Source organism: Mesorhizobium sp. NZP2298 (assembly GCF_013170825.1).
Lineage (GTDB): Bacteria > Pseudomonadota > Alphaproteobacteria > Rhizobiales > Rhizobiaceae > Mesorhizobium.
Window position 1 is genome coordinate 2,917,051 of record NZ_CP033365.1, and the last position, 25,601, is coordinate 2,942,651.

The window sequence follows — 25,601 nt, forward strand, 5'->3', positions numbered from 1 at the left end:
TGCAACTCCAGGCAGATCGCTATTTTCCGCTCGGATTTGCTGGACACCACGCTATCGTCGCTTCATATGTGACGTCAAGCGTCATCTATGAAGCGGATGCAAATGACGGACGACAAGCTCAATTACAGCGCGCCGGCCCTCGAAAAGGGGCTGGATATCCTCGAATTGCTGGCCAATGCCGGCCAGCCCATGGGCACGCGCCAGATCGCGGAGGAACTGGGGCGATCGAAGAACGAGATCTTCCGCATGGTCCATGTGCTGCTTGCGCGCGGCTATATCCAGCGCGATGAGGGCGGCGAGGGGCTGATGCTGTCGAACAAGCTGTTCGGGCTCGGCATGCAGACGGCGCGCGCCCGCGACCTGGTCAGCACGGCGGCCCCCATCGTCGAGCGCTTCGCCGAGGAGGTGCACCAGGCGGCGCATCTGGTCGTCGCGCATCGCGGCGAAACCGTCATCATCGCGGCCGCATCGGGCGGGGCGGACATGAACTTCTCGCTCAAGCTCGGCTATCGCCGGCCGCTGGCGGATGCCCATTCCGGGCTGGTGCTGATGGCGTTCCAGCCCAAGCCCGTGCGTGACCGGATGATCGCCGAATGCCTGATGCTGATGCGCGAGCCGCCGGACCCGACGACGCTCGCCGCCGAACTCGACGCGGTGCGCGAGCGCGGCGCCATCATCCATGAGAGCCGCGACATCATCGGCGTAACCGACGTCGTCTGTCCGATCATCGCCGGCGACGGGCGCGCCGTGGCCTGCGTGACGGTGGCGGCGGTCAGCCGACGCAGTGCCGCGCCCAATTTCGAGGCCATGCTGGCGCGGCTGAAGCTCGCCTGCGCCGAGATCGCGCATGAGCTTGGAGGGTAGCGAGGCTCAGCCCGCGACGATGATGTCGCGCGGCGTGCGGGACAGCACCTCCGCACCGGTCATGGTGACAAGCACATTGTCGATGATGCGGGCGCCAAGGCCTTCGGCGCCGATATAGACCGGCGGCTCGATGGTGACCACCATGCCGGCCTTCAGCATGTGCGGGCTGTCGCCGATCATGTGCAGCGGCTCGGCCCAGCTCGGCGGAAAGCCTGGCCCCAGCGCATAGCCGGATGTGTGGACACGGCAGGCTTCGAGCCCGGCCTCGCCGATGACGGCGCGGGCCGCGTGGTGCGGCACGGTTGCCGGCACGCCGTCGCGGATCGCCGCGATCATGGCGTCGCTGGCGCGCAGCACGATGTCGTGCAATTCGGCCATGCGCGGCGTCGGCGTGCCCAGCGCGAAATTGCGGCCGATGGTGGCGGTGTAGCGGTTGAAGGTAGCGCCGAATTCGATGTTGCCGAAATCGCCATGTTCAAGCCTGCGCGCGGTCGGCGCGCCGTGGCTGTAGGCGGAGCGCGGGCCGGAGACGAGGTTGATCGGGCTGGCGGCGATGCCGCTGCCGTTGCGCAGCAAGCTCTCGTGGATGCCGCCGGCCAGCGCCAGTTCCGACAGGCCCGCCGCGAGTTCGCCGGCAAAACGCTCCATGCCAAGGTCGGCAAGGGCCGCCGCGCGCCTGATATAGCCGATCTCGGCCGGCGACTTCACCAGCTTCAGGCCGGCGATCAACTCGGTCGCCTCGGTGACCATGGCATCGCCGATGACGGCGCGAAGGCCGAGATAGTGATGCGGGTGGAGGTAGTAGGCCGGCACTTCGAGGCCGACGCGCCCGCCGAGCACGCCGTGGCGCCGCGCCACGCCGGCGAAGGCCGCGACCGGATCCTCGTTCTCGCCGCCGCCATAGCCCTGCACCTCGCCGGCAAGGGCGTCCGTCTCGAATTCATGCACCTCGCCCTGGCGTGTCAGCACGACCAGCGGCTCGTTGCGCGCGCCGACCAGCAGGCATTGGAATTCCTGGTAGCTCTTGGCGTCGCTGCCGGTCAGCCAATGGATGGAGGCGGGGTGAACGGCAACCAGCCAGTCTAGGTCGCGTGCGGCCATGGCGGCGCGGACACGCGCCAGCCGATCGGCGAACTCGGCGACGGTGAAATCGTGTTTCGACATCAGTCTCGCGTCACCGCCATTGCCTCGATCTCGATCAGCAGGTTCTCGAAGGCAAAGCCGGCAACACGGATCGCGGTAACCGCCGGACCGGGCTCGGGGTAGAATTCGCGCTGCACGCAGGCAATCACCGCGCGCGTGGCCTCGATCCCGGCCCAGCTGCCTTCGGCGTGATAGTAGATATAGAGCTTGGCGACGTCGCTTTCGTCGAGCCCGCCTTCGGCCAGCGTGCGGCGGATGAACTCGAAGACGTTGCGGGTCTGCGTCTCCATGTCGTCGCCGACGGCCTGTGCCTTGTTGTCGGCCGAGATCTGGCCGCCGATGAAGGCGAGCCCGCCGATCTTCCAGCCTTGCGTGAACTGGGTGTTGGGAATGCTCCAGTCCCAATGGTCGGCAGGCTGCAGGCGCTGCTTGTCGTCGCCGAGCATGCCGATGCCCTCGACCTGGATCAGTTCGTCGGCATTGCCCATGCCCTGGATGCGCAGTCCGGCACCGGCCGCCGAAGGCACAGACATGTAGCGGCGGCGCACATTGGTCATCTTCTCCCAGTAGTTGGTGACCTCGCGGCCCTCGCCGAAAAAGCGGAAATAGGTGTTCTGGCGCATCAGGCTGTGGCGGTCGCCGCCGCCCGACCGCAGCATGGTGTCGAGGTTGCGGAAGGCCTCCTCGGTCTGCACCTCGATATCGCCGAGCCCGAGCACATTGCCCTCGGCATCGAGCGAGCGCTGGCCGCCGACAAACAGCATGTCACCAACCTTCCAACCATGGACGAAGGGCAGATCCTTGCGCCAGCGCCAGTGACCCGGCGGGTCGAGCAGCTCGCGCTTGCCGCCGATCACGACCCAGGCGTCGACCATCAGCAGCGCGCCCTCGCGGTCGAGGCCGCAGCGGATTTCCGTGGTGGTCGGGCCGGGGGCCGCGAAACAGCCGGCGCGCACGGCATCGAGTTCGTCGAGGAAGGCGCCGACGGCATCGGCCTCGCAACTGAAATAGATGTTGTGCTTGACCACATCGGCCATCCCGGCGCCGGCCTGGGCGAGAAGGGCCGCCAACCGGTCGAAGATGGCGCGCGCCTGACCGGTTATGCCGGTTGCGACCATATTGCCTCTGGCGTCCGTCGCCATCAGCCCGCCGATGAAGACCAGGTCGCCGGCGCGGACGGCCTGTGGCGTCGATCCTTCGATATCGCTGAATGTCTGCATCCGCACCACGTATCCTCCCCGCTGATTTTATACTTACTTACCTGCAAGTCAGTTTCTCGTCAAATGCTGGGGATGCCGCAAAGCTTCGGCGTCCAAGGCCAACGCATTTGGCTATGATGGAAGCATGGACGAGACCGACACCAGACAGGCGATCAAGGATACGGCGCTGGAGCTTCTGGTGCGTCATGGCTATCGCGGCACCAGCTTCGGCGATATCTCGGCGGCGCTCGGCACGACGCGCGCCAACATCCACTATCATTTCGGCAACAAACAGGCGCTGGTCGACGAGGTGCTTGGCGACTACATGCAGGCGACGCTGAGCGGCTTGCGCGCGGTCTGGTCGGCGGAGGGAGCCAGCCTGTCCGATCAGGTCGAGGCGATGATCGCCTACAGCCGCGCGCGTTTCAGCCATTTCAATCCGAGCGGTACCGAGGGGCACGGCTGGAGCCTGATCTCGCGGCTGCGCCAGGATGCCGATCTGCTGGGCGATCGCGGCCGGCAGATGCTTAGCCATTTCGGCGTCGAGCTCTCGGCTCTGTTTGCGGAGGCGCTGTCGTCGGCGGGTCGGCGCGGCGAGCTTGCGCCCAATGTGGTGCCGGCCGACGCCGCGCTGCTGTTTGCGGTGATAGCCGACAATGCCGCGCCGATCACGCTTGCCGAGGGCGGTTTCGAGCGGCTGGAGCGGACCTATCGCAGCCTGCGGCAGATGATCGAGAACCGGTCCTGAACGGATCAAGGGCCGGCTCTATCCGCTTGTTTATCCTCGGCTAATCTCGCCCGCCTTGAGACGGGTGCGAAACTCCTCCAGCTCGGCATCGGCAATGCCGGCGACCTCGGTCTCGGCCGGATAGCCGCCGGCGGCGACCTCCTTGCGAAAGCCTGACAGCGCCTCGACGCGGGCATCGCGGACGGCCTTGTGGAGGGCGGCCAGATTGCCCCAGGCGCGGGCATGGCGGGGCAGGCGGGCGCTTTCGCCTGATATGTCCGAGGTGAACAGGAACATCACATCGGCTGATGGACCGGAACCCAGCGAGACCGTGACCAGCCCGGTGCGGCGGTTGATCTCGGCCATGACCTCGGCTGGAATGATTTCGCATTCGACGGCGAAGGCGCCGGCATCTTCCAGCCGACGGAAGCGGTCCCACAATTCGAGCGCCTCGATGGCGGTCTTGCCGACGGCGCGTATGCCGCCGACCCAGGTCGATTTGCGCGGCACGAAGCCGAGATGGCCCATCACGGGGATCTGCTCGTTGGCGAGCATGCGCACGGTCTCGTGGCCGCGTCCGGTGATGACGGCGTCGGCGCCGGCCGTGATCGCGCTGAAGGCGGTGCGCAGGATCTCGTCCGATGTCACCGCGTCGGCGAAGCCGAGGGCGGCGGTGACGAAGACACGGCGCGAGCCTTCGCGCACGCGCGCCACATTGGCGGCGCGGCACACCACCATCTCGATGCCGGCGGCCTCCGCCGCCTCCGCCTCGTCCACCGTCTCGGCCGTCACCTGCGCGACGTGCCGGCCGCTGCCCTTCAGCGCCCGCAGGCTGGCGACGGTTGCGCCGCGCTCGACCTCGCGGCCGCCGAAGTCGAAGATGCGGGGCATGTCAGCCCTTCAGCTTCTTCGCGTAGTAGTCGGGCGCGACAACGCCGGGCTTGGAGAACCAGGCCGGCACGTCGACGCCGGAATAGAGCAGGATGTTGCCCCAGGGGTCGAAGGCGCCGGTGCGCACGATGACCTTGGCCTTTTTGGCCATCTCGCCGAGGATGGTCTCGTGCGTGGTCGTCTCGAAATCGGCGTCCGGGAACAGGCGCTTGAGCTTCGCCAGCAGCGGCGCGTTGTGCACCGGCAGCGTGTCGGCATAGCCGACGCGCTCGGCGATCAGGTTCGCCGCGATCGGGCCGAGCACCGTTTCCAGGTCCGGCACGTCGGGCGAGATGGCGAGGTCGATGCGCCAGGCGCTCGACGGGATCGGAAAGCCCGCGTCGCAGACGATCATCAGATCGCCGTGGCCCATCGAGGCGATGGCGTGCGACAGTTCGGCGTTGAGCAGGCGGTTCCGGTTCATGTCGTTTCCTTCCAAGTTGTCTTGAGGGCTTGCGCATAAAGCGCGTCGGCCTGACCGCGTTCGGGCAGGCCGGGAATGACGCCGAGCCTTGTGCAGGCTATGCCACCGCAGACGACGCCGAAGCGCACGGCGTCGACAATGTCGCGGCCCTCGGCCAGCGCCACGGCAAAGCCTGAGTTAAAGGCGTCGCCGGCGCCGGTGGTGTCGACCACCCCGACCGGCACGGCCGGCACCATGATGTCGAGCTCGTCGGTCAGGATCAGCGCGCCGCTGCGGCCAAGCGTCACCACGACGTTGCGCACGCCACGGCGGCGCAGTTCGCCGGCCAGTTCGCGTGACGAGCGCGGATCGTCGGCGGGCAGGCCAAGCAGGATGCGCAATTCGCTTTCGTTCGGCGTTAGATAGTCGACATTGGCGAAGATCGCGTCGGGAAGCTGGCGCGCGGGGGCTGGATTGAGGATGGTGCGGGCGCCGTGCCTGCGGCCAAGCTCCATGGCGCGGGCGGCTGCGGGTATCGGCACTTCGAGCACGGTCATCACCACATCGCTCCGCGCAATGCGCTGTTCCGCGGTATCGACGACTGCCGCGTCCATCAGCTCGTTGGCGCCCATGTCGAGGATGATGAAATTCTCGCCCTTGTCGTTGAGGATGATGAAGCCGACGCCGGTGGCGCGTTCCGTCCGTGTCGTCACAAAGCTCGCATCGACGCCCTCGGCGGCATAGAGGTCGGTGGCGATGCCGGCGAGCTTGTCGGTGCCGATGATGGCGACCAGCGAGGAGGCGGCGCCGAGCCTGGAGGTCGCCACCGCCTGGTTCGAGCCCTTGCCGCCGGCGCCCATGTCGAAATCGGTGCCGAGCATGGTCTCGCCGAAGATCGGCAGTTTCGGCGCCCGCATGGTCAGGCCGACAGCGAAGCTGCCGACGATGGTGATCCTTGGTGCGGTCTGGGGTTTGCTCATCAATCGCCTCGTTCAGGACGCCATGGCGCGCGCCAGGATCGCTTCCTCGTTGATGCCGGCTCCGGTCAGTTCACCCGAAACGCGGCCATTGCGCAGCACCAGAACGCGTTCGGCGTTCATGATCAATTCGGGAATCTCCGACGAGATCATCACCACCGCCACGCCTTCGCCGGCAATGCCGCGCAATATGGCGTAGATCTCGGCCTTGGCGCCGACATCGACGCCGCGCGTCGGCTCGTGCAGCACCAGCACGCGCGGATTGGTGACGAGGCTACGGCCCAGGATGATCTTCTGCTGGTTGCCGCCGGACAGCGTGGCGAGCTTCTGGCCGAGATGTGAAATGCGCGCATCGAGCCGGGCGACCTGCGCGCGCGCCTCGCGGCGCACGGCACCACGCCGCATGAAGCCGGCCAGCGAAAAGCGCGGCAGCGAGGCCGAGACGACATTGTTGGCGACGCTCATCGTCAGCAGCGCGCCGGCGCCGCGCCGGTCGGCCGGCACCAACGCCATGCCGTTGCGGATCGAGGCCCGCGGGTCGGCGGCGCGCAATTCCGTGCCGTCGATGGTAACGCGCCCGCGCCGGGCGCAGAGGCCAAACAGGGCTTCGCCGAGCATGTCCTTGCCGGAATCCGGCAGGCCGCCAATGCCGAGGATCTCGCCGGCGCGGGCATGGAAGCTCAGCTCGTCCAGGCTCGGCGCGGTCAGCTTTTCGACGGCGAGCACGATCGGCGCGTCATGCGAGCGCGCCTCGGCCTGCAGCGACCACTGCGCCGCCGTGTCGAGTTCGCGGCCGACCATGGCGCGGATCAGCCGGTCCTCCGACAGGCCGTCATTGTCGATGGTCTCGATGGTGCGGCCGTCGCGCATCACGGTGATGCGGTCGGCAAGGTCGAGCACTTCCTTCAAATGATGCGAGACGTAGATGACGGTGACGCCTTCGCCGCGCAACTGTTTGACGATCTCGAACAGGCGGTCGCTCTCGCGCTTGGAGAGCGCGGAATTGGGTTCGTCCAGCACCAGCACGCGGGCGCGCTGGCGGATGGCGCCAGCGATCTCGACCAGCTGCATCTCGGCCACCGACAGGCGCGAGACCCTGGTGTCGGGATCGAGCGCGCCCATGCCGAGCCGGGCCAGCGCCGCGCGCGCCTCGCGCCGCATCTCGTCGCGCGGCACCAGTGATACGACGGAGCGCGTCGCCATGTCCGACATCATGATGTTCTCGGCGATGGTCAGCGTCGGGCAGAGCGCCAGTTCCTGGTAGACCACCGTGATGCCGGCGGCGCGGCTGGCGAGCGGCGAGGCGATAATTGCCGGCTTGCCGTCGATGCGGATCTCGCCGCCATCGGGCTGCAGATCGCCGGCCAGCATGTTCATCAGCGTCGACTTGCCGGCGCCGTTCTCGCCGATCACGGCATGAACCTCGCCGGCGCGGAAGGCGACGGAAATACGGTCAAGCGCCAGCACGCCGGGGAACCGCTTGGTCAGGCCGGAGATTTCGACGATCGGGGCAGGGGTCTGTTGTTCTGTCATCGGCTGGCTGGCCAGGCGGGTCCGCCGGTCCCGAGGACCGGCGGACCGCAAGGCTGGCTTGTTACTTCTTGGCCACCTCGGCGATGTTTTCCTTGGTGTAGATGCCGACGCCGGTATCGACATTGTCGATCGGCTCACCCTTGAGGAACTTGACCAGCAGGTCGACGGCGGCAAAGCCCTGCTTCTCCGGCGCCTGGTCGATCGTGGCATCGACATTGCCGTCCTGCACGAGCTGCACCGTCTGGTCGAGCAGGTCGAAGCCGACCACCTTGACCTTGTCGGCGGCCTTGTTGCGTTCCACCCAGGTGCCAGCGGCCGGCGTCGAGCAGCATTCGAGCGACAGCACGCCCGAGATCGACGGGTTGGCGAGCATGGCGTTCTCGATCGCCGAATAGATCTTCTGCGGGTCGGTGCCGGTGTTGAGCGTGTTGACAACTTCGATGCCGGGCTCGGCCTTGAGCGCTTCGCGAGCGCCTTTCTCGCGGTCGAGCGACCATTGCGCGGCGGCGTCGATGGTGGTGATCATCACCTTGCCCTTGCCGCCCAGCACCTTGGACATCAGCTTGCCCGCCTCGCGGCCGGACTGGACGAGGTCCTGGCCGGCGAAGGCGAGGCGCTTGCTCTGGGGATTGTCGGTGTTGAAGGTGACGACCGGGATGCCGGCGGCAATGACGCGGTCGATCACCGGCGCCAGCGCGTCGGTCGAGACCGAGGAGATCGCCAGGCCGTCCATCTTGCCCATCAGCGTCTCGATCTCCGAGATCTGGCCGTCGGCATCGGCGCCGACCGGGCCGATGAACTGAGCGCCGACCTTGTCCTCCTTGGCGGCGCGCTCGACGCCCGCCTTCATGAACGGCGCGAATTCGTTGGAGACGTCATGGTAAGAGACGTAGAAGTCGAGCGGCTGGCCGGCATCGATCTTGGCCTTGATGCGGGGCGCAAGCTGGAAATCGGCGAGCTTGGATTCGGCATGGGCCGAGAGCGGAAGAAGGCCGATCGCTGCCGCGAGAATGACGTGTCTGATGTTCATGGATAGTCCTCCCTTTTGGTTCTGGTTGCTTCTGTCTTCTGCGATTAACCCGCTCGGCGCGTGCTCCATTTGTCGATGCCGACCGCGATGATGATGACCAGGCCGATCATCAGTTCCTGCACGAAGGGCGACACGCCGAGCAGCACAAGGCCGTTGCGCATGACCCCGATGATGAGCACGCCCAGGATGGTGCCGAGGATCGTGCCTTCGCCGCCCGACAGCGAGGCGCCGCCGACAATGGTCGCGGCGATGACGTCGAGCTCGAGGCCAAGGCCGGTGCGTCCGGCCTGGCTGGAGGGCAGGAAGGCGAGGCCCAGAATGCCGGCGAAGGCGGCAAGCACGCCCATCAGGATGAAGGCTGATATCTTGACCTTGTTGACGGAAATGCCGGAAACGCGCGCGGCCTTGGCGCTGCCGCCGACGGCATAGACGCGGAAGCCGAAATTGGAGAAGGACAGGACAAGCCAGGCCAGCACCGCGACGATGACCAGGAACACCAGCTGCATGGGAATGATGGTGAAGAGATAGCCCTGGCCCATGAAGGAGAAGGCCTGCAGCACATCGGGCAGCGCGCCATTGCGGGCGTTGACCGTCACCGGCTGGCCGTTGGTCAGGATCAGCGCTGCACCGCGCACGATGGACAGCATGCCGAGCGTGGCGATCAGCGAGGGCAGGCGGCCATAGGTGGAGAGCACGCCGTTGATGAGGCCGATGACGACGCCGGTGGCGAGGCCGACGCAGATCGCCGGCAGCAGCGCCCAGCCGGCGATGATCAGCATGCCTGTGGCGAGGCCCGAAAACGCATAGGTCGAGCCGACCGACAGGTCGACCTCGCCCGCGATCAGCACGAACGTCATGCCGACCGCCATGATCCCGAGCAAGGAGATCTGGCGCCCGACATTGAGCAGGTTGAGCGATGTCAGGAATCCATCGGTGGCGAAGGACAGGAACAGGCACAGCACGAGCAGGGCGATGAACACACCTGCCTCGCGCGCCCGCAAAAGCCGCGCCAGCGTGAATCGGTCCGTGGCTGGCGCGCGCGCGCCGGTCCTGACCGCATGGGCCATACAGCATCCTCCCTCAGCGTGATCGGCCGGTCCTCACCAGCGTGACCACTCTTCCATTCCATCGACCCGAGCCGAGCTCGTGCGCGGGCCGATGCATTCGTGCCGATCCCAAACTGATTCAGGGTCGGGCTCTATCTCCCTGTTCAGCCATGATCTTTCGGTGAGCCGTGCGCGGCTCCGGGGATCATGACCATGGCGTGGGCGTCGCCGCCCATGCCGGTATTTTTCCGGCGTCAGGACGCCTGGCGGAACGAACCGGCAGGCACCTTGCGCAGCTCGTCGAAATTCCCGTATTCGCGAACCTTCTTGAACGGCGCGTTCTCGACGGCGTTGTAGGAGCAGATGTAGCCCCAGCGATAGGTGTCGGAGCGGTTGGCATCGGAGCGGTGCAGGAGATTGCCGTCGAAGATCAGCGCGTCGCCGGCTTCCATCTCGACATAGATGTGCTCGTAGCGCTTGAGTGCTGCTTCCAGATGTTCCTGCTCGACATTGGTCTGGTCGTTCTCGCGGATATGATTGAGGCGGCCGAGCTTGTGCGTGCCCTTCAGCACCTGCAGGCAGCCATTCTCGCGGGTTGCCTTGTCGAGCGCGACATAGATGCTCATCATCTCCGGCGCCAGGCAGCCGTAATTGTACCAATAGCCGAAATCCTGGTGCCATTCCCAGGCGCCGCCCTCATTGGGCTGCTTCATCGTCATCTTGTGGCTGTAGAGGTAGATCGGCTTGCCGACGGCGTCTTCCGCCAGATCGACCATGCGCTCGTCGCGGGCGAGCAGCCCGTATTTGTCGTCCTCGGCCTTGGTCCACATCTTCAGAAGGGTGGTCTTGCCCTCCTTGTCGCCCTTGGCCATCACGGCGCCATTCTTGTTTTCCGCTTCCAACTGCGCGCGGGCATGGTCGCGAAAATCCTCCACTTCCGCCACGCTGAGCAGTCCCCTGCGGATAATATAGCCATCACGGGCGTAGTCTTCCGCCTCTTTCCTCGTCATCGCCAGCATCGTCTTGCCTCCCTGGACTGTCGGGCCATCAGCGGCGCAGGGCGCCGGGAAAACCCGTGAAACTGGGGTTCTCGGTAAAAAGCCCGCAGAAATCCCCGACCTCATGCGGGCAACCATAGCGACGCTGGGCGGCGAACAAAATGGACAGCAAGACGCTTGTTTTGTATAAAACGCGCATATGAACAAGACGGATGTTTTCGAGAGTTTCCACTATGTGCCGGCCGCAGGCTGGACGCGCACGGCCTTCAGCGTGCTGCGCGCCGGCAAGGTGGCGGCGGCGCGCGATTACCGCATAGAACGGCCGGTCTATCCCGGCCAGGACATCCTCTACTGCCTGTCGGGGAGGGGCCATGTCGAGACGCTTGGGCAGCGGCTGGACGTGCGCGCTCACCAGCTGGTGTGGATGGCCAACGAGGCGCCGCATGTGCATTGCGCCGATCCGGACGAACCGTGGACGCTGCTGTGGTTCCGGCTCGACGGTCCGGATCCGGCGATCCTGCGGCGCAAGCTGTTCGGCGAGGGCGTGTTGCGCACCGCCTTCACCGAAGCCACCAGCCCGGCGCCATGGTTCGAGCGGCTGTTTTCGGCGCTGCGTCGGCGCGACGCCGGTCTCGACCTGCGACTGAACCAACTGGTCGCCGAGTTCCTGCTTCTGGTCGACCGCGCGGTGAACGGCGCCGGCAATGACGATCTGCCTAAGCCGCTTGCCTCGGCGCTCGACGCCATGCGCGCCGAACCCGGTTTTGCGTGGGCGGCATCCGACCTTGCCGCCGTCACCGGTCTGGGCGCCTCGCAGGTGCGGCGGCTGTTCCAGAAACATCTGCGCACCAGTCCGCACCAATGGCTGATGCGCGAGCGGCTGATGCAGGCGCAATCGCTGCTGGTGCAGGGTGATCAGCCGCTGACCGAAGTGGCGGAAGCCTGTGGCTTCTGCGACGTCTATCATTTCGGGCGCGAGTTCAAGCGCTCCGTGGGCATTTCGCCGGCCGCCTGGCGGCGCAGCGAGTTGAGCGCGGCGCCGGGGCGGTGATCCCCTGCATTGAGGTGGTTGGCTTGCTCTGAGTGGCAGCATGCCTTGGTAGTTAGCGGCAACGCTCGTCGCTTCGTCATCCTCGGGTCTGCGCTGCGTCGCTGCGCTCCTGCTCCGCCCGTGGATGACGAACGCGAGGAGGCTTCGGCCAATTCCAATGCTGTGCGCCGAGTCTTTTCAAGCGCTTGGGCGCGCCCGCTCAGATTCTGAGTCGGCGCCCGAGACGCTCTGGCCCTTGAGAATCCCTCTGCCTTCAGCAACATGACGAACATGAACAAGCCGACTTCCATCGCACCGCGCAAATCGCAGATGGCGCTGACCGAGGAACTCGTCGCGCGCACCATGCGCGTGGTCGAGGATGCCGGGCCGACGCCGGGCATGGTCCATATGCTGGACGCCGACTATGCGCGGTTTCGCGACGAGATCCTGGCCTCGGCACCGCCTGGACCGCTGAAGCTGTTCGCCTATGGCTCGCTGCTGTGGAAGCCGGCCGGCGAGGTCAGGGGAGGCGAGCGTGCAGTGGCGCGGGGCTGGCACCGGTCGTTCTGTTTCACGGTGCAGCGCTTTCGCGGCACGCTCGAGCAGCCCGGCCTGATGATGGCGCTCGACCGCGGCGGCCAGTGCCAGGGCATGGTGTTCGAGATCGCCGAGCCGGTCGCGGCCAATCTGGAAGCGCTGCTGCGCCGCGAGATGACCATCCTGCCCGCCGTCAACGTGCCGCGCTGGCTGCGGGTCGGTACGGAAGGCGGGGCGAGCCGGGCGCTGGGCTTCGTCGTCGATCCCGCCAATCCGCGCTATGCCGGCAAGCTCGACAAGAAGGCGGTCGCCGCGACTTTGGCGAGGGCCGTCGGCCATTGGGGCTCGGGCGCGCAATATCTGTTCGAGACGATCCGCCACCTCGACGCCTGCGGGATCCGCGACCGCAATCTGTGGCAGTTGCAGGAACTGGTGGCGCAGGAGATCGGGCGAGTGCATGCCGGGGTCTAGTGGCTCTGTGCGGAACCAGTCGCTCGCGCTGACGCATCGCCTGCGCTGGCGATGGGCGGAAACATCCGCCGAGTCGTCATCCTCGGGTCTGCGCCGCGTCGCTTCGCTCCTTGCTCCGCCCGTGGATGACGAAGTTGGGAAGGCCTCGGCTAATCTCCACGGTGTTGCCTGCCGGCAGGTCCCCAACCGACCAGAATAACGGTACCGCCGGCTAGCCGTCCGCCGGCCTTCCAAGCGATACCCGAACCAGGAAATCCCGAAAGCTTTCCGGCGGCATACCCGTAAGCCTGGTGAAATCGCTGGAGGTCGAGGCATAGCGGCCCTCGGCGATCGAGGCGCATAAAGTGGCGAAGGCCTGCGGCCAGGGGGCGTCGAGGCGTGCCGACGCGGAGGCCAGGTAATCGTCGAGGGAGCAGCGACGATAGCGCAGGGGCTGTCCTGTCGCCTCGCCATAACAGGCGGCGATCTCGTCAAAGTCCAGCGTCTGGTCTCCGGTGATCGTGTAAAGGGCGCGGGCGGCGCCCGGTCTGGCCGCCACCGCCGTGATGGCCGCCGCAACGTCACCGCGCGAGACAGGCGCAACCAGGCCCTGTCCGGCAGGCAGCACCAATTCCCCCGAGGCTGGCGCCAGCCAGGTGTCGAGGATGAAGTCGCTGTAGAGGCCGCAGCGCAGGATGGTCGAGGGCAGGGCGGCCAGCCGGCGCTCCGCGTCGCGGTAGGCCGGTGCGTAGTAGAAAGGCGAGGATTCACCGATATCGACGATGCTGGTGAAGGTGATGTGGCTGACAGACGCCGCCCTTGCTGCCTCGATGGCGTTGGCGTGATGGCGCATGACCGTGTCCGCATCGCCATCGCTTGAAATCAGGACCAGTGCGTCGATGCCGGCGAAGGCCGCCTTCAGAGAGGAGACATCCTCGTAGTCACCGACGCGCAGCGCTGTTTCCCGGGGCAGGCGCCCTTGCGCGGCCTCAGGCTTGCGGACCAGCGCGGCGACCTCATGGCCTGATGACACCAGCCTCGAGACGACGGCGCATCCGACATGGCCGGTGGCTCCGGTGACGAGGATCATTCCTGCCGCTCCAATCTCGCTCTTGACGAACATATATCCCTGTGGTTATACGTCAACCAATAGCCAACGGGTTATCGATCCGACATGCCGGACGCTCATGACATGCTCTTCAGGACACTCGCGGACCCGACCAGGCGGGCGATCTTCGAACGGCTGTGCCGCCAGGGCGAGCAGACGGTGGGGGCGCTGACGAGCCAGTCCGGGGTCTCGCAGCCGGCGGTGTCGAAGCATCTCGGCGTGCTCAAGCAGGCCGGTCTGGTGCGCGACCGCCATGAAGGGCGCCAGACGCATTACAGCGCGCAGCTTGGCGCGCTGGCGCCGCTGATGGACTGGACGCGTCAGATGGCCGGGTTCTGGGAGAGCCGGTTCGACGATCTCGAGGATTTGCTCAAAAGGATGGACCAGTGAACGATAGTGCTCAGCAAAACCGCACTGTCGTCGTCGAGCGGGAGATTTCCCATCCGCCGGAAAAACTCTGGCGCGCGCTGACGCAACCGCACCTGATCGAGGAGTGGCTGATGAAGAACGATTTCAAGCCCGCTGTCGGCCACCGCTTCAACATCAGCGCCGATTGGGGCGGCGTGCTGGACTGCGAGGTGCTGGCCGTCGAGCCGAACAAGACGCTGTCCTACAGCTGGAACCTCGCGCACCAGGATCCGGCGTTCGATCTCAGGAGCGTGGTGACTTTCACGCTCACCCCTACGCCAACCGGAACGCATCTGCGCATGGAACAATCCGGCTTCCGCCCCGATCAGCGGCGCGCCTATGGCGGCGCAAGAACCGGCTGGCCGCAGTTTTTCGAGAAGCTGGAACAGCTTCTCGACCGGACGGACTGACCGGCCGATTGAACCTTATGCCTGACCAAACAGGGCGGCTTGCCGCCAGCAAAACCTATGGAGAAAGACGATGAAGATCAAACTGACCAGCATCCATGTCGACGACCAGGACAAGGCGCTTGCCTTCTACACCGGTGTGCTGGGCCTGACCAAGAAGGCCGATTTCAGCAATGGGCCGTTCCGCTGGCTGACGGTCGCCTCGCCTGACGAACCCGAGGGCACCGAACTGCAGCTGGCGCTCAACGACAATCCGGCGGCCAAAGCCTATCAGCAGGCGATGTTCGAGCAGGGCCAGCCGGCGGTGATGTTCTTCACCGACGACGTCAAGGGCGATCATGAGCGCATCAAGGCGCGCGGCGGCACGTTCGCCATGGTCCCGACCGAAGTGACCGGCTCGACCATCGCCAAGCTGAACGACGGCTGCGGCAATCTCATCCAGATCACGGAGCTGGCGCGTTGGTAGCGCCCGACTGGTTTCACGCGTCTTTCCACGGGAGGTAAAATTGGACTGGAGCAAATGGATCAGGCAGGCGCATCGCTGGTTGTCGATCGTCTTCACCGTAACCGTCGTCGCCAATTTCGCCACCATGGCGTTTGGGCAACCGCCGGCCTGGGTGGTCTATTCGCCACTGCCGCCGCTTTTTCTTATGCTGTTCAGCGGCCTCTATATGTTCGTGCTGCCCTACATTGCGAAGGGACGCGGCGTGCAGCGCGTCAACGGCTAGGAAGGGAAGGCATGGCAAAACCGAACAGGCCCGCGGCAAACGTTGAGCCGAAGCTGCTTTCCGGCGGCAACCCGCAGATCGCCAAGGGCTATGGCGATGCCCCGGTGCAGGCCTATATCGCAGCCATGCCGGGCTGGAAGCGCGCGATGGGCGGGCGCCTCGACATGCTCATCGCGCGCGCCGTGCCCGGCGTGTACAAGGCCGTCAAATGGAACTCGCCGTTCTATGGCATCGAAGGCGAGGGTTGGTTCCTCAGCTTCCATTGCTTCACAGCATACATCAAGGTGGCTTTCTTTCGCGGCATGTCGCTGGATCCGGTACCGCAGGGCGAATCCAAAAGCCGTGACACGCGCTACCTCGACATCCATGAGGACGATCCGTTCGACGAGGCGCAGTTCAGCGCCTGGGTGAAGCAGGCCAGCCACTTGCCTGGCGAGCGCATGTGAGCGCGCTATTGTTCATTTTTTGAGGAGAACGGCATGACCGGATCGCAGGAGAGCAAATCCCCCTCCGAACTGATCGACGGCAGGATCACGGAACTCGGCGACTGGCGCGGCGAGATGCTCGGCCGGCTGCGCGCGCTCATCCATCAAGCCGATCCCGATGTGGTCGAGACGTGGAAATGGCGCGGGGTTCCGGTGTGGGAGCATGACGGCATGATCTGTACCGGCGAGACCTACAAGAGCGTCGTCAAGCTGACCTTCGCCAAGGGGGCGGCGCTGCCCGACCCCTCGCGCCTGTTCAATTCCAGCCTCGAAGGCAACACGAGGCGGGCTATTGATTTTCAGAAGGGCGAAGAGGTTGACGAAGGGGCTTTCAAGGCGCTGGTGCGCTCCGCCGTGGCGCTGAACAAGTCGAAGGGTCGAAAGTAATTCTGCTGCGTCATCGCCACTACGCATAAATGTCAACGTCGGCGCCGCCTCTCACTGTCCCACCAGACATCTCCTCCGTAAACGGGGCGAGAGGGGCTGGAGCAACGCCAGCCAGCCACTCCACAAAGCCAGCCGCGTTTACGATCTGGGAAGCTTGATGGTGCTAGACATCTCGGAATGATGGCTGGCCGGGTGGCCGGCCCCGGATGGATTTGCCATGAACAGCCCGATGCGCATGCCGTGGGTGGACACGGCCAAAGGCCTCTCGATCATCCTCGTGGTCATGATGTATTCGGCCTACAACACCGGCGAGTACACGGGCGGTGTCGGCTTCCTGCACTATGTCATCGGCTTCGCGACGCCGTTCCGCATGCCGGAATTCTTCCTGATCTCCGGACTGTTCCTGTCGCAGGTGATCGACCGGCCGTGGCGGCGCTATGTCGACCGGCGCGTCGTCCACTATCTCTATTTCTACGTGCTGTGGGCGATCATCTCGATCGGACTGAAGATCGGCATCTTCAGCCGGGATCCCGGCGGCATGCTGCACGACCTCGCAATGGCCGTCGTCCAGCCCTATGGCGTGCTGTGGTTCATCTACATGCTGGCGGTGTTCGGCCTTGTCGCGAAGCTCTTGCGGCAATTTCGCGTGCCGGCCTGGATCGTCATCCCGGTCGCTGCCGGCCTGCAGATGTGGGCGCCGCATCCAGACAGCTATGCGCTTGAACAATTCGCGGCCTATTTCGTGTTCTTCTATCTCGGTTTCGTGCTGGCACCGTTGGTGTTCCGGCTCGTCGAGTGGACGCAACCCCGCCCGATGCTGGCAGTCGCCGGCCTTGCGTTGTGGGCTGTCGTCAACGGTCTGCTCGTCTATTCGCCGGGCTATGCCATGCAGCCGGTCGGCATGCAGATGGGCCTGGCGGCATGGCCGCCGCTGCATCTCACTCTGGCCGTCGCGGGCGCCGTGGCGCTTTGCGTTCTTGGCGGCTTCCTGTCGCAATTTGCCGCCATGGAATGGCTGCGCTGGCTCGGCGAACATTCGCTGGTCGTCTATGTCGCCTTCACCATCCCGATGTCGCTCTTCCGCGGCGCCGCGCTCGCAAGCGGCCTGCTGACCGACACGGGCATGCTCAGCCTGGCGGTGCTGCTGGTCTCGATCATCAGCCCTGTCGTGCTCTACCTCGTCATCCAGCGCGTCGGCTTCGGCATGTTCCTGTTCGAGCGGCCGGCCTGGGCGCATGTCGACAGCAGCGCGCCGCAAGCGGCATCGAAGACGGCGCTGCCTGCCACCGCCGCCCAATCAAGCCGGACATAGTCGTGAGAGCGGGAAGGCTCGCCTCAGCCGTCCCCGCAGCCACCCTGCCATGCACGCTATCGCCAAAGACCCGCTGCTGAAATGTGTGCATGCCGTGGCCACTCCCATGGGGCGAGGAGCCTCACGGCTTGTCAGCGAAGTCTTAAGGGCTGTTGCGTCATGGTGGTCGCCCGCCAGGAGTTTCTCCATGCCCGATACATCATACACCCCGAAAGGCCCGGCCTCGCAGCCCGGCAAGCGGGTGGGGCAAGGCAGCGCCGACGAACAGCGCCGCGATGCCGCAACCATCGCCAGGCTCAAGGCGGAACTCGCCGCGCAGGCCGCGCTGATCGCCACGCAGCAGGTTTCGCTGGCGCACGGCCGCAAGATCTTCGACCGGGCGTCGGTCGCGGCGCGCATCGGCGTTTGGGAATGCAGCCTGCCCGACGAGCGGCTGACCTGGACCGATGTGATCTATGATCTGTTCGATCTGCCGCGCGGCGCCGCGCTTGATCGAAGCGAAATCATCAAGTGCTATCCGGCGGAGTCGCGCAAGGCGTTGGACAGTTTGCGCAGCCAGGCCATTGCCGAACGCAGCGGTTTTACCCTCGACGCCGAGATCACCACTTTCGCGGGACATAGCCGCTGGATCCGTATCACCGCGAGCGTCGAATGCGAAGCCGGCGTGCCGGTGCGCATCTTCGGCATGAAGCAAGACATCACCGAGGAAAAGATCCTGTCGGACCGGATGCGCTATCTCGCCGAATTCGACGCCATGACCGGGCTTGCCAACCGCGCCCGGTTCCAGGCGCGGCTGGCGCATGCGGACGAAGCACGTCCGCTCGGCGCGCTGCTTTTGATCGACCTCGACGGCTTCAAGGCGGTCAACGACACGTTCGGCCACGTCATCGGCGACGAGTGCCTGAAGGCGGCGGCCGAGCGCCTCGCCGGCGGATGCGGCGAGGCGGAATTGGTGGCGCGTGTCGGCGGCGACGAATTCGCGGTGCTGCTCGGGTCGCATCTCGACCGCGGTGCCGTCTCCGGCGTGGCGCGCGACATCATCGAGGCGATGGGCAGGCCGGTCGCGATCCGCGGCCAGTCGCCGAGGCTCGGCGCCTCGGTCGGGATCGCGTTTGCCGGGGCAGGCTCGCCTTGCGACCTGTTCGCGCAGGCCGACACGGCGCTCTACGCCGCCAAGGCGGCGGGCCGCAACACGTTCCGCATCTTCAAGGCGGAAGCCGGCGCGAAAGGCCGCAGCGCCGCGGCATAACCACTAGGCCTTCCTGGTCTCGAGTCGCTGGATCGTTGCTTCGATCCATGCGGCGACCGCTGCGATGCGGGCGAGGTGGCGCAGATCGGGATGTGTCAGCAGCCACAATTCGCGCGCCGGGAATGGATGGCCGTCCTGCGGCATGCGTGTTAGCCCGGCGATGTGATCGGCGGCAATGCAGGGCAGCAGCGAGCGGCCAAGGCCGGCGAGGATCGCTTGCACCAGCGGTTCGGCATCGTTGACGACAAGCGGGGCATGGCCATCCTTGCGGGCGACGCCGGCGATCCAGCGCGCCTGCGGCAGATGTGCCATGCCGTCCTCGTAGGTCAGCCAGGGCAGGTCAATGCTCTGGCCGGGCAAGTCGGGCGCCGAGCGATTGCTCGCCGCGTAGGCGGCATAGGCGAGCGTGCCGATGCGCCTGGCGATGATCCGGCCGCCGGTCTCCGCGCCTGGCCGGGCGAGCCGCAGCGCAATGTCCGCCTCGCGACGGGTCAGGCTGACGTCGTGCGGGTCGGCGACCAGTTCCAGCCGCAATCCCGGATGGCGGGCGACAAGGTCGGGAACAGCGGGGATCAGCACCCGGTTGATCAGGATGGGCACGGCGGTGAGCCGCACCGTGCCGCTGATCTCGCCGTCGGCGCCCTTGACCGCCAGCGCCAGCCCGCCGATCTCGGCCTCGATGGTTTCGGCCCGGCTGGCCGCGACCTCGCCGGCCTGCGTCGGCCGCATTTCGCCTTCGGCGCCGCGTTCGAACAGGCGCGCGCCGAGCGCCCGCTCTATCGCCCGCAGGCGCCGCGCCACCGTCGTCGGATCCAGCCCGAGTCGGCGACCGGCGGCGGCGAAGGACCCTTCACGGGTTAGCGCCAGCACGTAGCGCAGGTCATTCCAGTCGATGTCGTGCATTTTTGCAGCTCTGTACGGCGATGTTTCAGCATGAAGCTGCGAGAATGCTGCGTTAAGGTCGCTGTGTCCATCATCGGAGAGAGACGACGTGATCCTCGCCCACGATTTTCGGCGCACAATGAAGTACCCAGCCTGCGGCTGCGATCGGATATGAGCATGGCCGATCTGTCTGTCCCAGGCCACTCAGGCGGCGCGGTGCTGTTCCTGCTGGCGGTGGCTTTAATCGCCGGCTTCGCGCGCGGCTTTTCCGGCTTCGGCGCGGCGCTGATCTTCATGCCGCTGGCAAGCTCGATTATCGGGCCGAAATCGACGGCGCCGCTGCTCTTGATCATCGACGCGGTCGCCGCCCTTGGCCTGCTGCCGCGCGGCTGGCTGCTGGCTGACCGGCCGAGCGTCGGCACGATGACGCTCGGCGCTCTGCTCGGCGTGCCGCTCGGCACCTATGCGCTGACGCGGATGGACCCGCTGGCGCTGCGCTGGTGCATCGTGGCCCTGGTGGTGCTGCTGCTTGGCCTGTTGATGTCGGGCTGGCGCTATCATGGCCGTCTTGCGACACCGCTGACGGTCGGCGTCGGCGGGCTCGCCGGCTTCTTCTCGGGCGCAGCCCAGGTCGGCGGTCCGCCGGTCGTGGCCTATTGGCTGGGCGGGGGCGGCAATGGCGAGATCGTGCGCGCCAACATCATCTTGTATTTCGCCCTGTTGAGCGCGCTGACCGCGGCCAGCTATCTCGCCGGAGGACTGATCACGCTGCCCGTCCTTGCCCTGGCGCTGGTGACAGGCCCGTTTTATGGATTTGGCCTCTATCTCGGCTCGCATCTGTTCGGCCGCACGAGCGAGCGCGGTTATCGCTGGGCCTGTTACGGGCTTATCGCCATGGCTTCGATCGTCAGCCTTCCCGTGCTGGATTCCATCCTCGGCCGGTGAGCGGCTCCGCTCCCGAAAAGTGGTTCATGACGATGCGGGGAGGCATTTTGCAACGTGCCAACAGAACGCGCTCCGCGCTTAACTTTTCCGCAAGCATTTGCCGGTTAGGTCGACCGCGATGGCCTCGTGGCGGAGCGGCGACGCTGGAGACTGCAAATCTCTGAAGCCTCGGTTCGATCCCGAGGCGAGGCCTCCAAAAATCACTTAGAAGAGACCCTGCGCCGGACCTTATCGCGGCCGATTTGCGCGTTCCGGCCGTGAAGGCGAGGGGCGAGCTTAAAACCATTTATTTGAATTTGGCATGCAGGGCGCTCGCCAAAAGAGTGCTATGGCAAGGGGGCGGGCATGCTTGCTCCGATTTTCCCCGACATTCGAGGTCATTTTCGTGCGTGAACCGTCGCTGCTGCCCGTCTTTGGAAAACTTGGCACCAAGCCACCCGTCGTCGTCAAGGCGGCGCCGGCCGCTTCGGCAGGCATCGTGTCGCGCTTGCGCGAGGCTGTCGCCACGCATGGCGGGATGGCGCTGAAGCTGTCGGTGATTGCCTGGACGATGCTGGTCCTGGGCGCGGTGTTTTTCATGATGCAGGGATGAGCAGAATGGCAAATCGATACGCGCTGCGCATGGACTTGCCCCAGAGCTGGGCCATCATCGATGTCTTCACCGGCCAGCCGGTCGAGGTCAGGCAAAGAGTAATGGTCGGTATGAACCCGCGCGACGCCAACGTCATGCTCGATCAGATGAATGTCCGCGACATCAAGCGCCGGGAGAGGGCGGAGCGCAAGGATTGAACGCTCCGGCCGCCGGCTCAAAGGGCGGACCAAAACCCCGCCCAAACAAAACCAGAGGATTCCCGTGAGAGCGAGCCTGAGGCAAAAGATACTGGCGGTCTGCGACCGCAAGATCTCCGAGAAAGGGCCCGCCGTCGGCGTGTCGTTCTACGCGTTTTTCGCCAACAGGAACGATGACCCCGAACTGCTGATGGAAGCAGCGGAATGGTGGATCAGAACCCACCGCCTCGACCATTTCGAAAAGGCCGAGAAGATACGGAAGATGGTCGAGGACATGGACTCTTAGTCTTCGTTTCCATGCATGTCGTTGTCTCAAAACCGAGACCACTCCTGAGCGACATGCACGTAGGCTGATCAGCCGAAGTCGGCGGCCGTCAGCACATACATGCTCTTGCGGGTGCGGTCATAGGCCTTGGCCGCCACGTCGCGGATGGCGCTGCTCTCGGTGTCGAACGTAGCGAGGTAGCCGGCCTCGTTGGCCGCGGTCGCCGGCTGCATCCGGGTCATGGCGTCGGCGGCGACGGAAAAGGAAATCTGGAACATGCCGTCATGGCCGACGAAACGGATGCGTTTGCCGGCTTCGTCATAGCTGCGGCTGCGGTTGGGGAAGGTGAGGCTCATGTCTTGACCTCCGTTGCGGCGGCCTTCTTGGTCGCCCGCTTCTTCTTCGGCGTCGGGTTCAGGGCTTCGGCGACCCGGTCGGCTTCTTCCTTGGCCAGTCGCAAAATCCTGAGCTTGGCCGTCTTGATCTCCCTGGCCTTCGCCTCGGACATATACTCGGCGGTTGCCTTGTTGCGCTCGGCCGTCTTCTTCTGCTTGTCGACAAAGCGAGCTTCAGCTTTTTCCATGATCGTCTGATTGCCGTCGGCCATCGAACAAATCTCCCTTGGGTTTGAAATCGTGAAAATGAACTTGTCCGATAAATAGGCACTCGACCGGCAAAATTCAATTTTTTGAATTATTTGGCGCCTTGCCGATATCACGAAATGCCGGGCCGAAATAATACTTTTATATATTTAACCGGCACCCCGAATAATTTTTGGCACTCCTATCTATCGAGTGCCAATGCGCCTATATGATGGGAATGGGCCGCCTATGCTGGCCCCAGAAGGAAGTTTTCATGAAGTTTCGGCCACTCCACGACCGCGTCGTCATCCGGCGCGCCGAAGGCGACACCAAATCCAAGGGCGGCATCATCATTCCCGACAATGCCAAGGAAAAGCCACAGGAAGGCGAAGTCATCGCTGTCGGCCCCGGCGCCCGCGACGAAAACGGCGCGCTTGTTCCGCTCGACGTGAAGGCAGGCGACCTGATCCTGTTCGGCAAATGGTCGGGCACCGAAGTCAAGATCGACGGCGAGGACCTTCTGATCATGAAGGAAGCCGACATTATGGGCGTCATCGACAAGAGCGAGACGGCCACCGAGAAAACCGGTGCCGCCAAGACCGTGCCCGCGAAGACCGTGGCCGCCAAGAAAGCCGCCTGATCAGTGCATCGCGTGTCCTTCGGGACGCTGCAAGACTTAAGCGACGACAGCGCTGCGCGTACCGCGCGGCGACTGATCCACTCCAAATACGAACTGGATAACAACAATGTCTGCCAAGGAAATCAAATTCTCAACCGACGCGCGTGACCGCATGCTGCGCGGCGTCGAGATTCTCACCAATGCGGTGAAGGTCACGCTCGGCCCCAAGGGCCGCAACGTCATCATCGACAAGGCCTATGGCGCGCCGCGCATCACCAAGGACGGCGTCACCGTCGCCAAGGAGATCGAGCTCGCCGACAAGTTCGAGAACATGGGCGCGCAGATGGTGCGCGAAGTGGCCTCGAAGACCAACGACCTTGCCGGTGACGGCACCACCACGGCAACCGTGCTGGCCGCCTCGATCCTGCGCGAAGGCGCCAAGCTCGTTGCCGCCGGCATGAACCCGATGGACTTGAAGCGCGGCATCGACCAGGCGGTTGCCGCCGTCGTCGGGGAAATCAAGTCGAAGGCCAAGAAGGTCAAGTCGTCGGCCGAGATCGCTCAGGTCGGCACCATCGCCGCCAATGGCGACGCGACCGTCGGCGAGATGATCGCCAAGGCGATGGACAAGGTCGGCAATGACGGCGTCATCACCGTCGAGGAAGCCAAGACCGCCGAAACCGAACTCGACGTCGTCGAGGGCATGCAGTTCGACCGCGGCTATCTCTCGCCGTATTTCGTCACCAATGCCGACAAGATGCGCGTCGAACTGGAAGAGCCCTATATTCTCATCCACGAAAAGAAGCTCGGCAATCTGCAGGCGATGCTGCCGATCCTCGAAGCGGTGGTGCAGAGCGGCAGGCCGCTGCTGATCATTTCGGAAGACGTCGAAGGCGAGGCGCTCGCCACGCTGGTCGTCAACAAGCTGCGCGGCGGCCTCAAGGTCGCTGCCGTCAAGGCGCCGGGCTTCGGCGATCGCCGCAAGGCAATGCTGGAAGACATCGCGGTGCTGACCGCAGGCCAGATGATATCAGAGGATCTCGGCATCAAGCTCGAGAACGTCACCATCGAGATGCTCGGCCGCGCCAAGCGCGTGCTGATCGAGAAGGACACCACGACGATCATCGACGGCGCCGGCACCAAGGCGACGATCCAGGCGCGCGTCGCCCAGATCAAGGGCCAGATCGAGGAGACCACCTCCGACTACGACAAGGAAAAGCTGCAGGAGCGGCTGGCCAAGCTGTCGGGCGGCGTTGCTGTGATCCGCGTCGGCGGCGTCACCGAGTCGGAAGTCAAGGAAAAGAAGGACCGCATCGACGACGCGCTGAACGCGACGCGCGCGGCGGTCGAAGAAGGCATCGTGCCCGGCGGCGGCGTGGCATTGCTGCGTGCCCGGTCGGCGCTTGCCGGCCTGACCGGCGCCAATGACGATGTGACGGCAGGCATCTCGATCGTGCTGCGCGCGCTCGAGGCGCCGATCCGCCAGATCGCCGAGAATTCCGGCGTCGAAGGCTCGATCGTCGTCGGCAAGCTCACCGACAGCAAGGATCACAATCAGGGCTTTGACGCCCAGAACGAGACCTATGTCGACATGATCAAGGCCGGTATCGTCGATCCGGCGAAAGTGGTGCGCACCGCGCTGCAGGATGCCGGCTCGATCGCGGCCTTGCTGATCACCGCCGAAGCCATGATCACCGACATTCCGGCCAAGGATGCCGCACCGGCGGGTGGTGGCGGCGGCGCCATGGGCGGCTACTAAGGATTCAGCCGGCTGCAAAGGCGGCTTCATGGAAGCCGCCCTTCGACCTGACCTGAATCTCGACAAGTCGGCTCTTCTCTGAGCCGGGAAGACTACCGCCGGGGGATTCTCTCCCGGCGCGCAGGCCTCTAGCCCAGGAGATCGATCCATGATCGTGTTCGCGCAGAAGCCACAGACGGTCGTCACGACCGAAACCACCGAGGAAAGCCGCTTCGACCGCATCCGCAGGATTGCCGCCGACAAGCACAAGAAATCCGATTCCGACACGGCAACGCCACAAAAGGGCGAACCCAAGCGCCCGATGTAAGCGTCGCGGTGGCGGGGCCGCTACGTTCCGCTCAACCTCAACACCACGTCGCGGGTGAGCGGCGCGAGTTCGATGCCGTTGGCTGATCCCGGGGCGAGCCAGATCATCTCCTCGATCTCGGCGCCCGGTATCGGCTGGCTCTCGATCGAGACCGCGAACAGCTCCGCCTCGACCGTGCTGTCCGGTTCATTGGCGGCCTTGGCGCGGAACAGGCCGAGCGGCACGGCCGTGGCGGGGTCGATCACCAGGCCAAGCTCCTCGCCCAATTCGCGCACCAGCGCATCGACCGGCGCCTCATGCGGCTCGATCTTGCCACCGGGCTGCATGAAGGCGCTGGTGGCGCGCTTGCGCACCAGAAGCAGCCTGCCAGAAGCATCCGCGATGATGGCGGCGGCAATCCTGATCTTGCGGCTTTCGCCGGGGGTGGGATTCACGCTAATGTCGTCCGGTGGTCGTTTGGTGCAGAGAGCTTGCGGAAACGGAACCGCGATTCTCAGTTCGGA

33 protein-coding genes and 1 tRNA gene are annotated in these 25,601 nt (G+C 65.1%); 20 read left to right on the forward strand and 14 right to left on the reverse strand.

Annotated features, from left to right (window positions below):
* Positions 1–102: 102 nt before the first annotated feature.
* The gene (locus EB231_RS14025; RefSeq protein ID WP_172349324.1) at positions 103–864 is read left to right on the forward strand and encodes an IclR family transcriptional regulator; all 762 of its coding nucleotides are present in this window, start codon (positions 103–105) and stop codon (positions 862–864) included.
* Between the two features lie 6 nt (positions 865–870).
* On the opposite strand, the gene EB231_RS14030 is transcribed toward EB231_RS14025, so the two are convergent.
* Complete coding sequence (locus EB231_RS14030; protein WP_172349325.1) at positions 871–2,028, reverse strand: M24 family metallopeptidase; 1,158 nt, start codon at positions 2,026–2,028, stop codon at positions 871–873.
* Positions 2,028–3,227 (reverse strand): RidA family protein, encoded by a 1,200-nt coding sequence (locus tag EB231_RS14035; RefSeq protein ID WP_172349326.1) that lies wholly within the window; start codon positions 3,225–3,227, stop codon positions 2,028–2,030. The genes EB231_RS14030 and EB231_RS14035 overlap by 1 nt, the downstream gene beginning before the upstream one ends.
* Before the next feature lie 124 nt (positions 3,228–3,351).
* On the opposite strand from EB231_RS14035, the gene EB231_RS14040 reads away from it, so the two are divergent.
* The gene (locus EB231_RS14040) at positions 3,352–3,954 is read left to right on the forward strand and encodes a TetR/AcrR family transcriptional regulator (RefSeq protein ID WP_172349327.1); all 603 of its coding nucleotides are present in this window, start codon (positions 3,352–3,354) and stop codon (positions 3,952–3,954) included.
* Positions 3,955–3,984: 30 nt separating this feature from the next.
* Here the strand turns inward: EB231_RS14040 and EB231_RS14045 are convergent, their stop codons facing one another.
* From EB231_RS14045 to EB231_RS14075, 7 genes are all read right to left on the reverse strand, one after another.
* On the reverse strand, positions 3,985–4,824 hold the full coding sequence (locus EB231_RS14045) for a 3-methyl-2-oxobutanoate hydroxymethyltransferase (RefSeq protein ID WP_172349328.1): 840 nt from the start codon (positions 4,822–4,824) through the stop codon (positions 3,985–3,987).
* Between the two features lies 1 nt (position 4,825).
* The gene (gene rbsD / locus EB231_RS14050) at positions 4,826–5,287 is read right to left on the reverse strand and encodes a D-ribose pyranase (RefSeq protein ID WP_115142516.1); all 462 of its coding nucleotides are present in this window, start codon (positions 5,285–5,287) and stop codon (positions 4,826–4,828) included.
* A complete protein-coding gene (locus EB231_RS14055) occupies positions 5,284–6,246 on the reverse strand; it encodes a ribokinase (RefSeq protein ID WP_246740943.1) in 963 nt (320 codons plus the stop codon). The genes rbsD and EB231_RS14055 overlap by 4 nt, the downstream gene beginning before the upstream one ends.
* Positions 6,247–6,258: 12 nt before the next feature.
* Entirely contained in the window at positions 6,259–7,776 is a 1,518-nt protein-coding gene (locus EB231_RS14060; protein ID WP_172349330.1) for a sugar ABC transporter ATP-binding protein, read from the reverse strand.
* A gap of 61 nt (positions 7,777–7,837) precedes the next feature.
* Positions 7,838–8,806 (reverse strand): sugar ABC transporter substrate-binding protein, encoded by a 969-nt coding sequence (locus EB231_RS14065; RefSeq protein WP_140774181.1) that lies wholly within the window; start codon positions 8,804–8,806, stop codon positions 7,838–7,840.
* A 44-nt stretch (positions 8,807–8,850) separates the two neighbouring features.
* Positions 8,851–9,873, reverse strand: coding sequence for an ABC transporter permease (locus tag EB231_RS14070; RefSeq protein WP_172349331.1), 1,023 nt, complete (start codon positions 9,871–9,873; stop codon positions 8,851–8,853).
* A 233-nt stretch (positions 9,874–10,106) separates the two neighbouring features.
* Complete coding sequence (locus EB231_RS14075; protein WP_056570923.1) at positions 10,107–10,871, reverse strand: phytanoyl-CoA dioxygenase family protein; 765 nt, start codon at positions 10,869–10,871, stop codon at positions 10,107–10,109.
* A 178-nt stretch (positions 10,872–11,049) separates the two neighbouring features.
* On the opposite strand from EB231_RS14075, the gene EB231_RS14080 reads away from it, so the two are divergent.
* Together EB231_RS14080 and EB231_RS14085 are read left to right on the forward strand one after the other, a co-directional pair.
* A complete protein-coding gene (locus EB231_RS14080) occupies positions 11,050–11,901 on the forward strand; it encodes an AraC family transcriptional regulator (RefSeq protein WP_246740944.1) in 852 nt (283 codons plus the stop codon).
* A gap of 270 nt (positions 11,902–12,171) precedes the next feature.
* On the forward strand, positions 12,172–12,888 hold the full coding sequence (locus EB231_RS14085) for a gamma-glutamylcyclotransferase (protein ID WP_172349332.1): 717 nt from the start codon (positions 12,172–12,174) through the stop codon (positions 12,886–12,888).
* 211 nt (positions 12,889–13,099) lie between these two features.
* Here EB231_RS14085 and EB231_RS14090 read toward each other — a convergent pair whose 3' ends face one another.
* A complete protein-coding gene (locus EB231_RS14090; RefSeq protein ID WP_172349333.1) occupies positions 13,100–13,957 on the reverse strand; it encodes an NAD(P)H-binding protein in 858 nt (285 codons plus the stop codon).
* An 84-nt stretch (positions 13,958–14,041) separates the two neighbouring features.
* On the opposite strand from EB231_RS14090, the gene EB231_RS14095 reads away from it, so the two are divergent.
* From EB231_RS14095 to EB231_RS14130, 8 genes are all read left to right on the forward strand, one after another.
* Complete coding sequence (locus EB231_RS14095; RefSeq protein WP_140774176.1) at positions 14,042–14,365, forward strand: ArsR/SmtB family transcription factor; 324 nt, start codon at positions 14,042–14,044, stop codon at positions 14,363–14,365.
* Entirely contained in the window at positions 14,362–14,793 is a 432-nt protein-coding gene (locus tag EB231_RS14100; protein WP_172349334.1) for an SRPBCC family protein, read from the forward strand. The genes EB231_RS14095 and EB231_RS14100 overlap by 4 nt, the downstream gene beginning before the upstream one ends.
* A 70-nt stretch (positions 14,794–14,863) precedes the next feature.
* A complete protein-coding gene (locus EB231_RS14105) occupies positions 14,864–15,256 on the forward strand; it encodes a VOC family protein (protein ID WP_172349335.1) in 393 nt (130 codons plus the stop codon).
* Between the two features lie 40 nt (positions 15,257–15,296).
* The gene (locus tag EB231_RS14110) at positions 15,297–15,518 is read left to right on the forward strand and encodes a hypothetical protein (protein ID WP_172349336.1); all 222 of its coding nucleotides are present in this window, start codon (positions 15,297–15,299) and stop codon (positions 15,516–15,518) included.
* An 11-nt stretch (positions 15,519–15,529) separates the two neighbouring features.
* Entirely contained in the window at positions 15,530–15,964 is a 435-nt protein-coding gene (locus EB231_RS14115; protein ID WP_172349337.1) for a DUF1801 domain-containing protein, read from the forward strand.
* 33 nt (positions 15,965–15,997) lie between these two features.
* Positions 15,998–16,390, forward strand: a complete 393-nt coding sequence (locus EB231_RS14120) for a DUF1801 domain-containing protein (RefSeq protein ID WP_172349338.1) — start codon at positions 15,998–16,000, stop codon at positions 16,388–16,390.
* Positions 16,391–16,607: 217 nt separating this feature from the next.
* Positions 16,608–17,702 carry an acyltransferase family protein gene (locus EB231_RS14125; protein ID WP_172349339.1) on the forward strand — a complete coding sequence of 365 codons (1,095 nt, stop codon included), beginning with the start codon at positions 16,608–16,610 and terminating at the stop codon, positions 17,700–17,702.
* Positions 17,703–17,889: 187 nt separating this feature from the next.
* Entirely contained in the window at positions 17,890–18,951 is a 1,062-nt protein-coding gene (locus tag EB231_RS14130; RefSeq protein ID WP_172349340.1) for a diguanylate cyclase domain-containing protein, read from the forward strand.
* A gap of 3 nt (positions 18,952–18,954) precedes the next feature.
* On the opposite strand, the gene EB231_RS14135 is transcribed toward EB231_RS14130, so the two are convergent.
* Positions 18,955–19,854 carry a LysR family transcriptional regulator gene (locus EB231_RS14135; RefSeq protein WP_172349341.1) on the reverse strand — a complete coding sequence of 300 codons (900 nt, stop codon included), beginning with the start codon at positions 19,852–19,854 and terminating at the stop codon, positions 18,955–18,957.
* Positions 19,855–20,010: 156 nt separating this feature from the next.
* Between EB231_RS14135 and EB231_RS14140 the strand changes: the two genes are divergently transcribed.
* The 5 genes from EB231_RS14140 (at position 20,011) to EB231_RS14160 (ending at position 21,853) form a co-directional block, all read left to right on the forward strand.
* The gene (locus tag EB231_RS14140) at positions 20,011–20,778 is read left to right on the forward strand and encodes a sulfite exporter TauE/SafE family protein (RefSeq protein ID WP_172349342.1); all 768 of its coding nucleotides are present in this window, start codon (positions 20,011–20,013) and stop codon (positions 20,776–20,778) included.
* A 120-nt stretch (positions 20,779–20,898) separates the two neighbouring features.
* Positions 20,899–20,974: transfer RNA gene (locus tag EB231_RS14145), tRNA-Cys, on the forward strand.
* 153 nt (positions 20,975–21,127) lie between these two features.
* Positions 21,128–21,370 (forward strand): hypothetical protein, encoded by a 243-nt coding sequence (locus EB231_RS14150; protein ID WP_246740945.1) that lies wholly within the window; start codon positions 21,128–21,130, stop codon positions 21,368–21,370.
* 5 nt (positions 21,371–21,375) lie between these two features.
* Positions 21,376–21,567 (forward strand): hypothetical protein, encoded by a 192-nt coding sequence (locus EB231_RS14155; protein ID WP_172349344.1) that lies wholly within the window; start codon positions 21,376–21,378, stop codon positions 21,565–21,567.
* A 64-nt stretch (positions 21,568–21,631) separates the two neighbouring features.
* Positions 21,632–21,853 carry a DUF6500 family protein gene (locus tag EB231_RS14160; RefSeq protein WP_172349345.1) on the forward strand — a complete coding sequence of 74 codons (222 nt, stop codon included), beginning with the start codon at positions 21,632–21,634 and terminating at the stop codon, positions 21,851–21,853.
* Between the two features lie 68 nt (positions 21,854–21,921).
* Here EB231_RS14160 and EB231_RS14165 read toward each other — a convergent pair whose 3' ends face one another.
* On the reverse strand, positions 21,922–22,188 hold the full coding sequence (locus EB231_RS14165; RefSeq protein ID WP_172349346.1) for a DUF1488 family protein: 267 nt from the start codon (positions 22,186–22,188) through the stop codon (positions 21,922–21,924).
* Positions 22,185–22,439, reverse strand: coding sequence for a hypothetical protein (locus tag EB231_RS14170; RefSeq protein ID WP_172349347.1), 255 nt, complete (start codon positions 22,437–22,439; stop codon positions 22,185–22,187). Before EB231_RS14170 ends, EB231_RS14165 begins: the two co-directional genes overlap by 4 nt.
* Before the next feature lie 248 nt (positions 22,440–22,687).
* Between EB231_RS14170 and EB231_RS14175 the strand changes: the two genes are divergently transcribed.
* The 3 genes from EB231_RS14175 (at position 22,688) to EB231_RS14185 (ending at position 25,098) form a co-directional block, all read left to right on the forward strand.
* Entirely contained in the window at positions 22,688–23,053 is a 366-nt protein-coding gene (locus EB231_RS14175) for a co-chaperone GroES (RefSeq protein WP_172349348.1), read from the forward strand.
* 106 nt (positions 23,054–23,159) lie between these two features.
* A complete protein-coding gene (gene groL, locus EB231_RS14180; RefSeq protein WP_172349349.1) occupies positions 23,160–24,791 on the forward strand; it encodes a chaperonin GroEL in 1,632 nt (543 codons plus the stop codon).
* A 148-nt stretch (positions 24,792–24,939) separates the two neighbouring features.
* Positions 24,940–25,098 carry a hypothetical protein gene (locus EB231_RS14185; protein WP_019859659.1) on the forward strand — a complete coding sequence of 53 codons (159 nt, stop codon included), beginning with the start codon at positions 24,940–24,942 and terminating at the stop codon, positions 25,096–25,098.
* A gap of 20 nt (positions 25,099–25,118) precedes the next feature.
* Here EB231_RS14185 and EB231_RS14190 read toward each other — a convergent pair whose 3' ends face one another.
* Positions 25,119–25,532, reverse strand: a complete 414-nt coding sequence (locus EB231_RS14190; RefSeq protein WP_172349350.1) for an NUDIX hydrolase — start codon at positions 25,530–25,532, stop codon at positions 25,119–25,121.
* Positions 25,533–25,601 lie beyond the last annotated feature (69 nt).

Coding starts and splice junctions, on each gene's coding strand:
- EB231_RS14165 (WP_172349346.1), bottom strand. CDS start 22,188: ATGAGCCTCACCTTCCCCAACCGCAGCCGCAGCTATGACGAAGCCGGC.
- EB231_RS14125 (WP_172349339.1), top strand. CDS start 16,608: ATGAACAGCCCGATGCGCATGCCGTGGGTGGACACGGCCAAAGGCCTC.
- EB231_RS14070 (WP_172349331.1), bottom strand. CDS start 9,873: ATGGCCCATGCGGTCAGGACCGGCGCGCGCGCGCCAGCCACGGACCGA.
- EB231_RS14175 (WP_172349348.1), top strand. CDS start 22,688: ATGAAGTTTCGGCCACTCCACGACCGCGTCGTCATCCGGCGCGCCGAA.
- EB231_RS14115 (WP_172349337.1), top strand. CDS start 15,530: ATGGCAAAACCGAACAGGCCCGCGGCAAACGTTGAGCCGAAGCTGCTT.
- EB231_RS14025 (WP_172349324.1), top strand. CDS start 103: ATGACGGACGACAAGCTCAATTACAGCGCGCCGGCCCTCGAAAAGGGG.
- EB231_RS14155 (WP_172349344.1), top strand. CDS start 21,376: ATGGCAAATCGATACGCGCTGCGCATGGACTTGCCCCAGAGCTGGGCC.
- EB231_RS14140 (WP_172349342.1), top strand. CDS start 20,011: ATGGCCGATCTGTCTGTCCCAGGCCACTCAGGCGGCGCGGTGCTGTTC.
- EB231_RS14065 (WP_140774181.1), bottom strand. CDS start 8,806: ATGAACATCAGACACGTCATTCTCGCGGCAGCGATCGGCCTTCTTCCG.
- EB231_RS14030 (WP_172349325.1), bottom strand. CDS start 2,028: ATGTCGAAACACGATTTCACCGTCGCCGAGTTCGCCGATCGGCTGGCG.
- EB231_RS14105 (WP_172349335.1), top strand. CDS start 14,864: ATGAAGATCAAACTGACCAGCATCCATGTCGACGACCAGGACAAGGCG.
- EB231_RS14185 (WP_019859659.1), top strand. CDS start 24,940: ATGATCGTGTTCGCGCAGAAGCCACAGACGGTCGTCACGACCGAAACC.
- EB231_RS14045 (WP_172349328.1), bottom strand. CDS start 4,824: ATGCCCCGCATCTTCGACTTCGGCGGCCGCGAGGTCGAGCGCGGCGCA.
- EB231_RS14135 (WP_172349341.1), bottom strand. CDS start 19,854: ATGCACGACATCGACTGGAATGACCTGCGCTACGTGCTGGCGCTAACC.
- EB231_RS14085 (WP_172349332.1), top strand. CDS start 12,172: ATGAACAAGCCGACTTCCATCGCACCGCGCAAATCGCAGATGGCGCTG.
- EB231_RS14170 (WP_172349347.1), bottom strand. CDS start 22,439: ATGGCCGACGGCAATCAGACGATCATGGAAAAAGCTGAAGCTCGCTTT.
- EB231_RS14080 (WP_246740944.1), top strand. CDS start 11,050: ATGAACAAGACGGATGTTTTCGAGAGTTTCCACTATGTGCCGGCCGCA.
- EB231_RS14055 (WP_246740943.1), bottom strand. CDS start 6,246: ATGAGCAAACCCCAGACCGCACCAAGGATCACCATCGTCGGCAGCTTC.
- rbsD (WP_115142516.1), bottom strand. CDS start 5,287: ATGAACCGGAACCGCCTGCTCAACGCCGAACTGTCGCACGCCATCGCC.
- EB231_RS14040 (WP_172349327.1), top strand. CDS start 3,352: ATGGACGAGACCGACACCAGACAGGCGATCAAGGATACGGCGCTGGAG.
- EB231_RS14060 (WP_172349330.1), bottom strand. CDS start 7,776: ATGACAGAACAACAGACCCCTGCCCCGATCGTCGAAATCTCCGGCCTG.
- EB231_RS14090 (WP_172349333.1), bottom strand. CDS start 13,957: ATGATCCTCGTCACCGGAGCCACCGGCCATGTCGGATGCGCCGTCGTC.
- EB231_RS14095 (WP_140774176.1), top strand. CDS start 14,042: ATGCCGGACGCTCATGACATGCTCTTCAGGACACTCGCGGACCCGACC.
- EB231_RS14130 (WP_172349340.1), top strand. CDS start 17,890: ATGCCCGATACATCATACACCCCGAAAGGCCCGGCCTCGCAGCCCGGC.
- EB231_RS14035 (WP_172349326.1), bottom strand. CDS start 3,227: ATGCAGACATTCAGCGATATCGAAGGATCGACGCCACAGGCCGTCCGC.
- EB231_RS14120 (WP_172349338.1), top strand. CDS start 15,998: ATGACCGGATCGCAGGAGAGCAAATCCCCCTCCGAACTGATCGACGGC.
- groL (WP_172349349.1), top strand. CDS start 23,160: ATGTCTGCCAAGGAAATCAAATTCTCAACCGACGCGCGTGACCGCATG.
- EB231_RS14075 (WP_056570923.1), bottom strand. CDS start 10,871: ATGCTGGCGATGACGAGGAAAGAGGCGGAAGACTACGCCCGTGATGGC.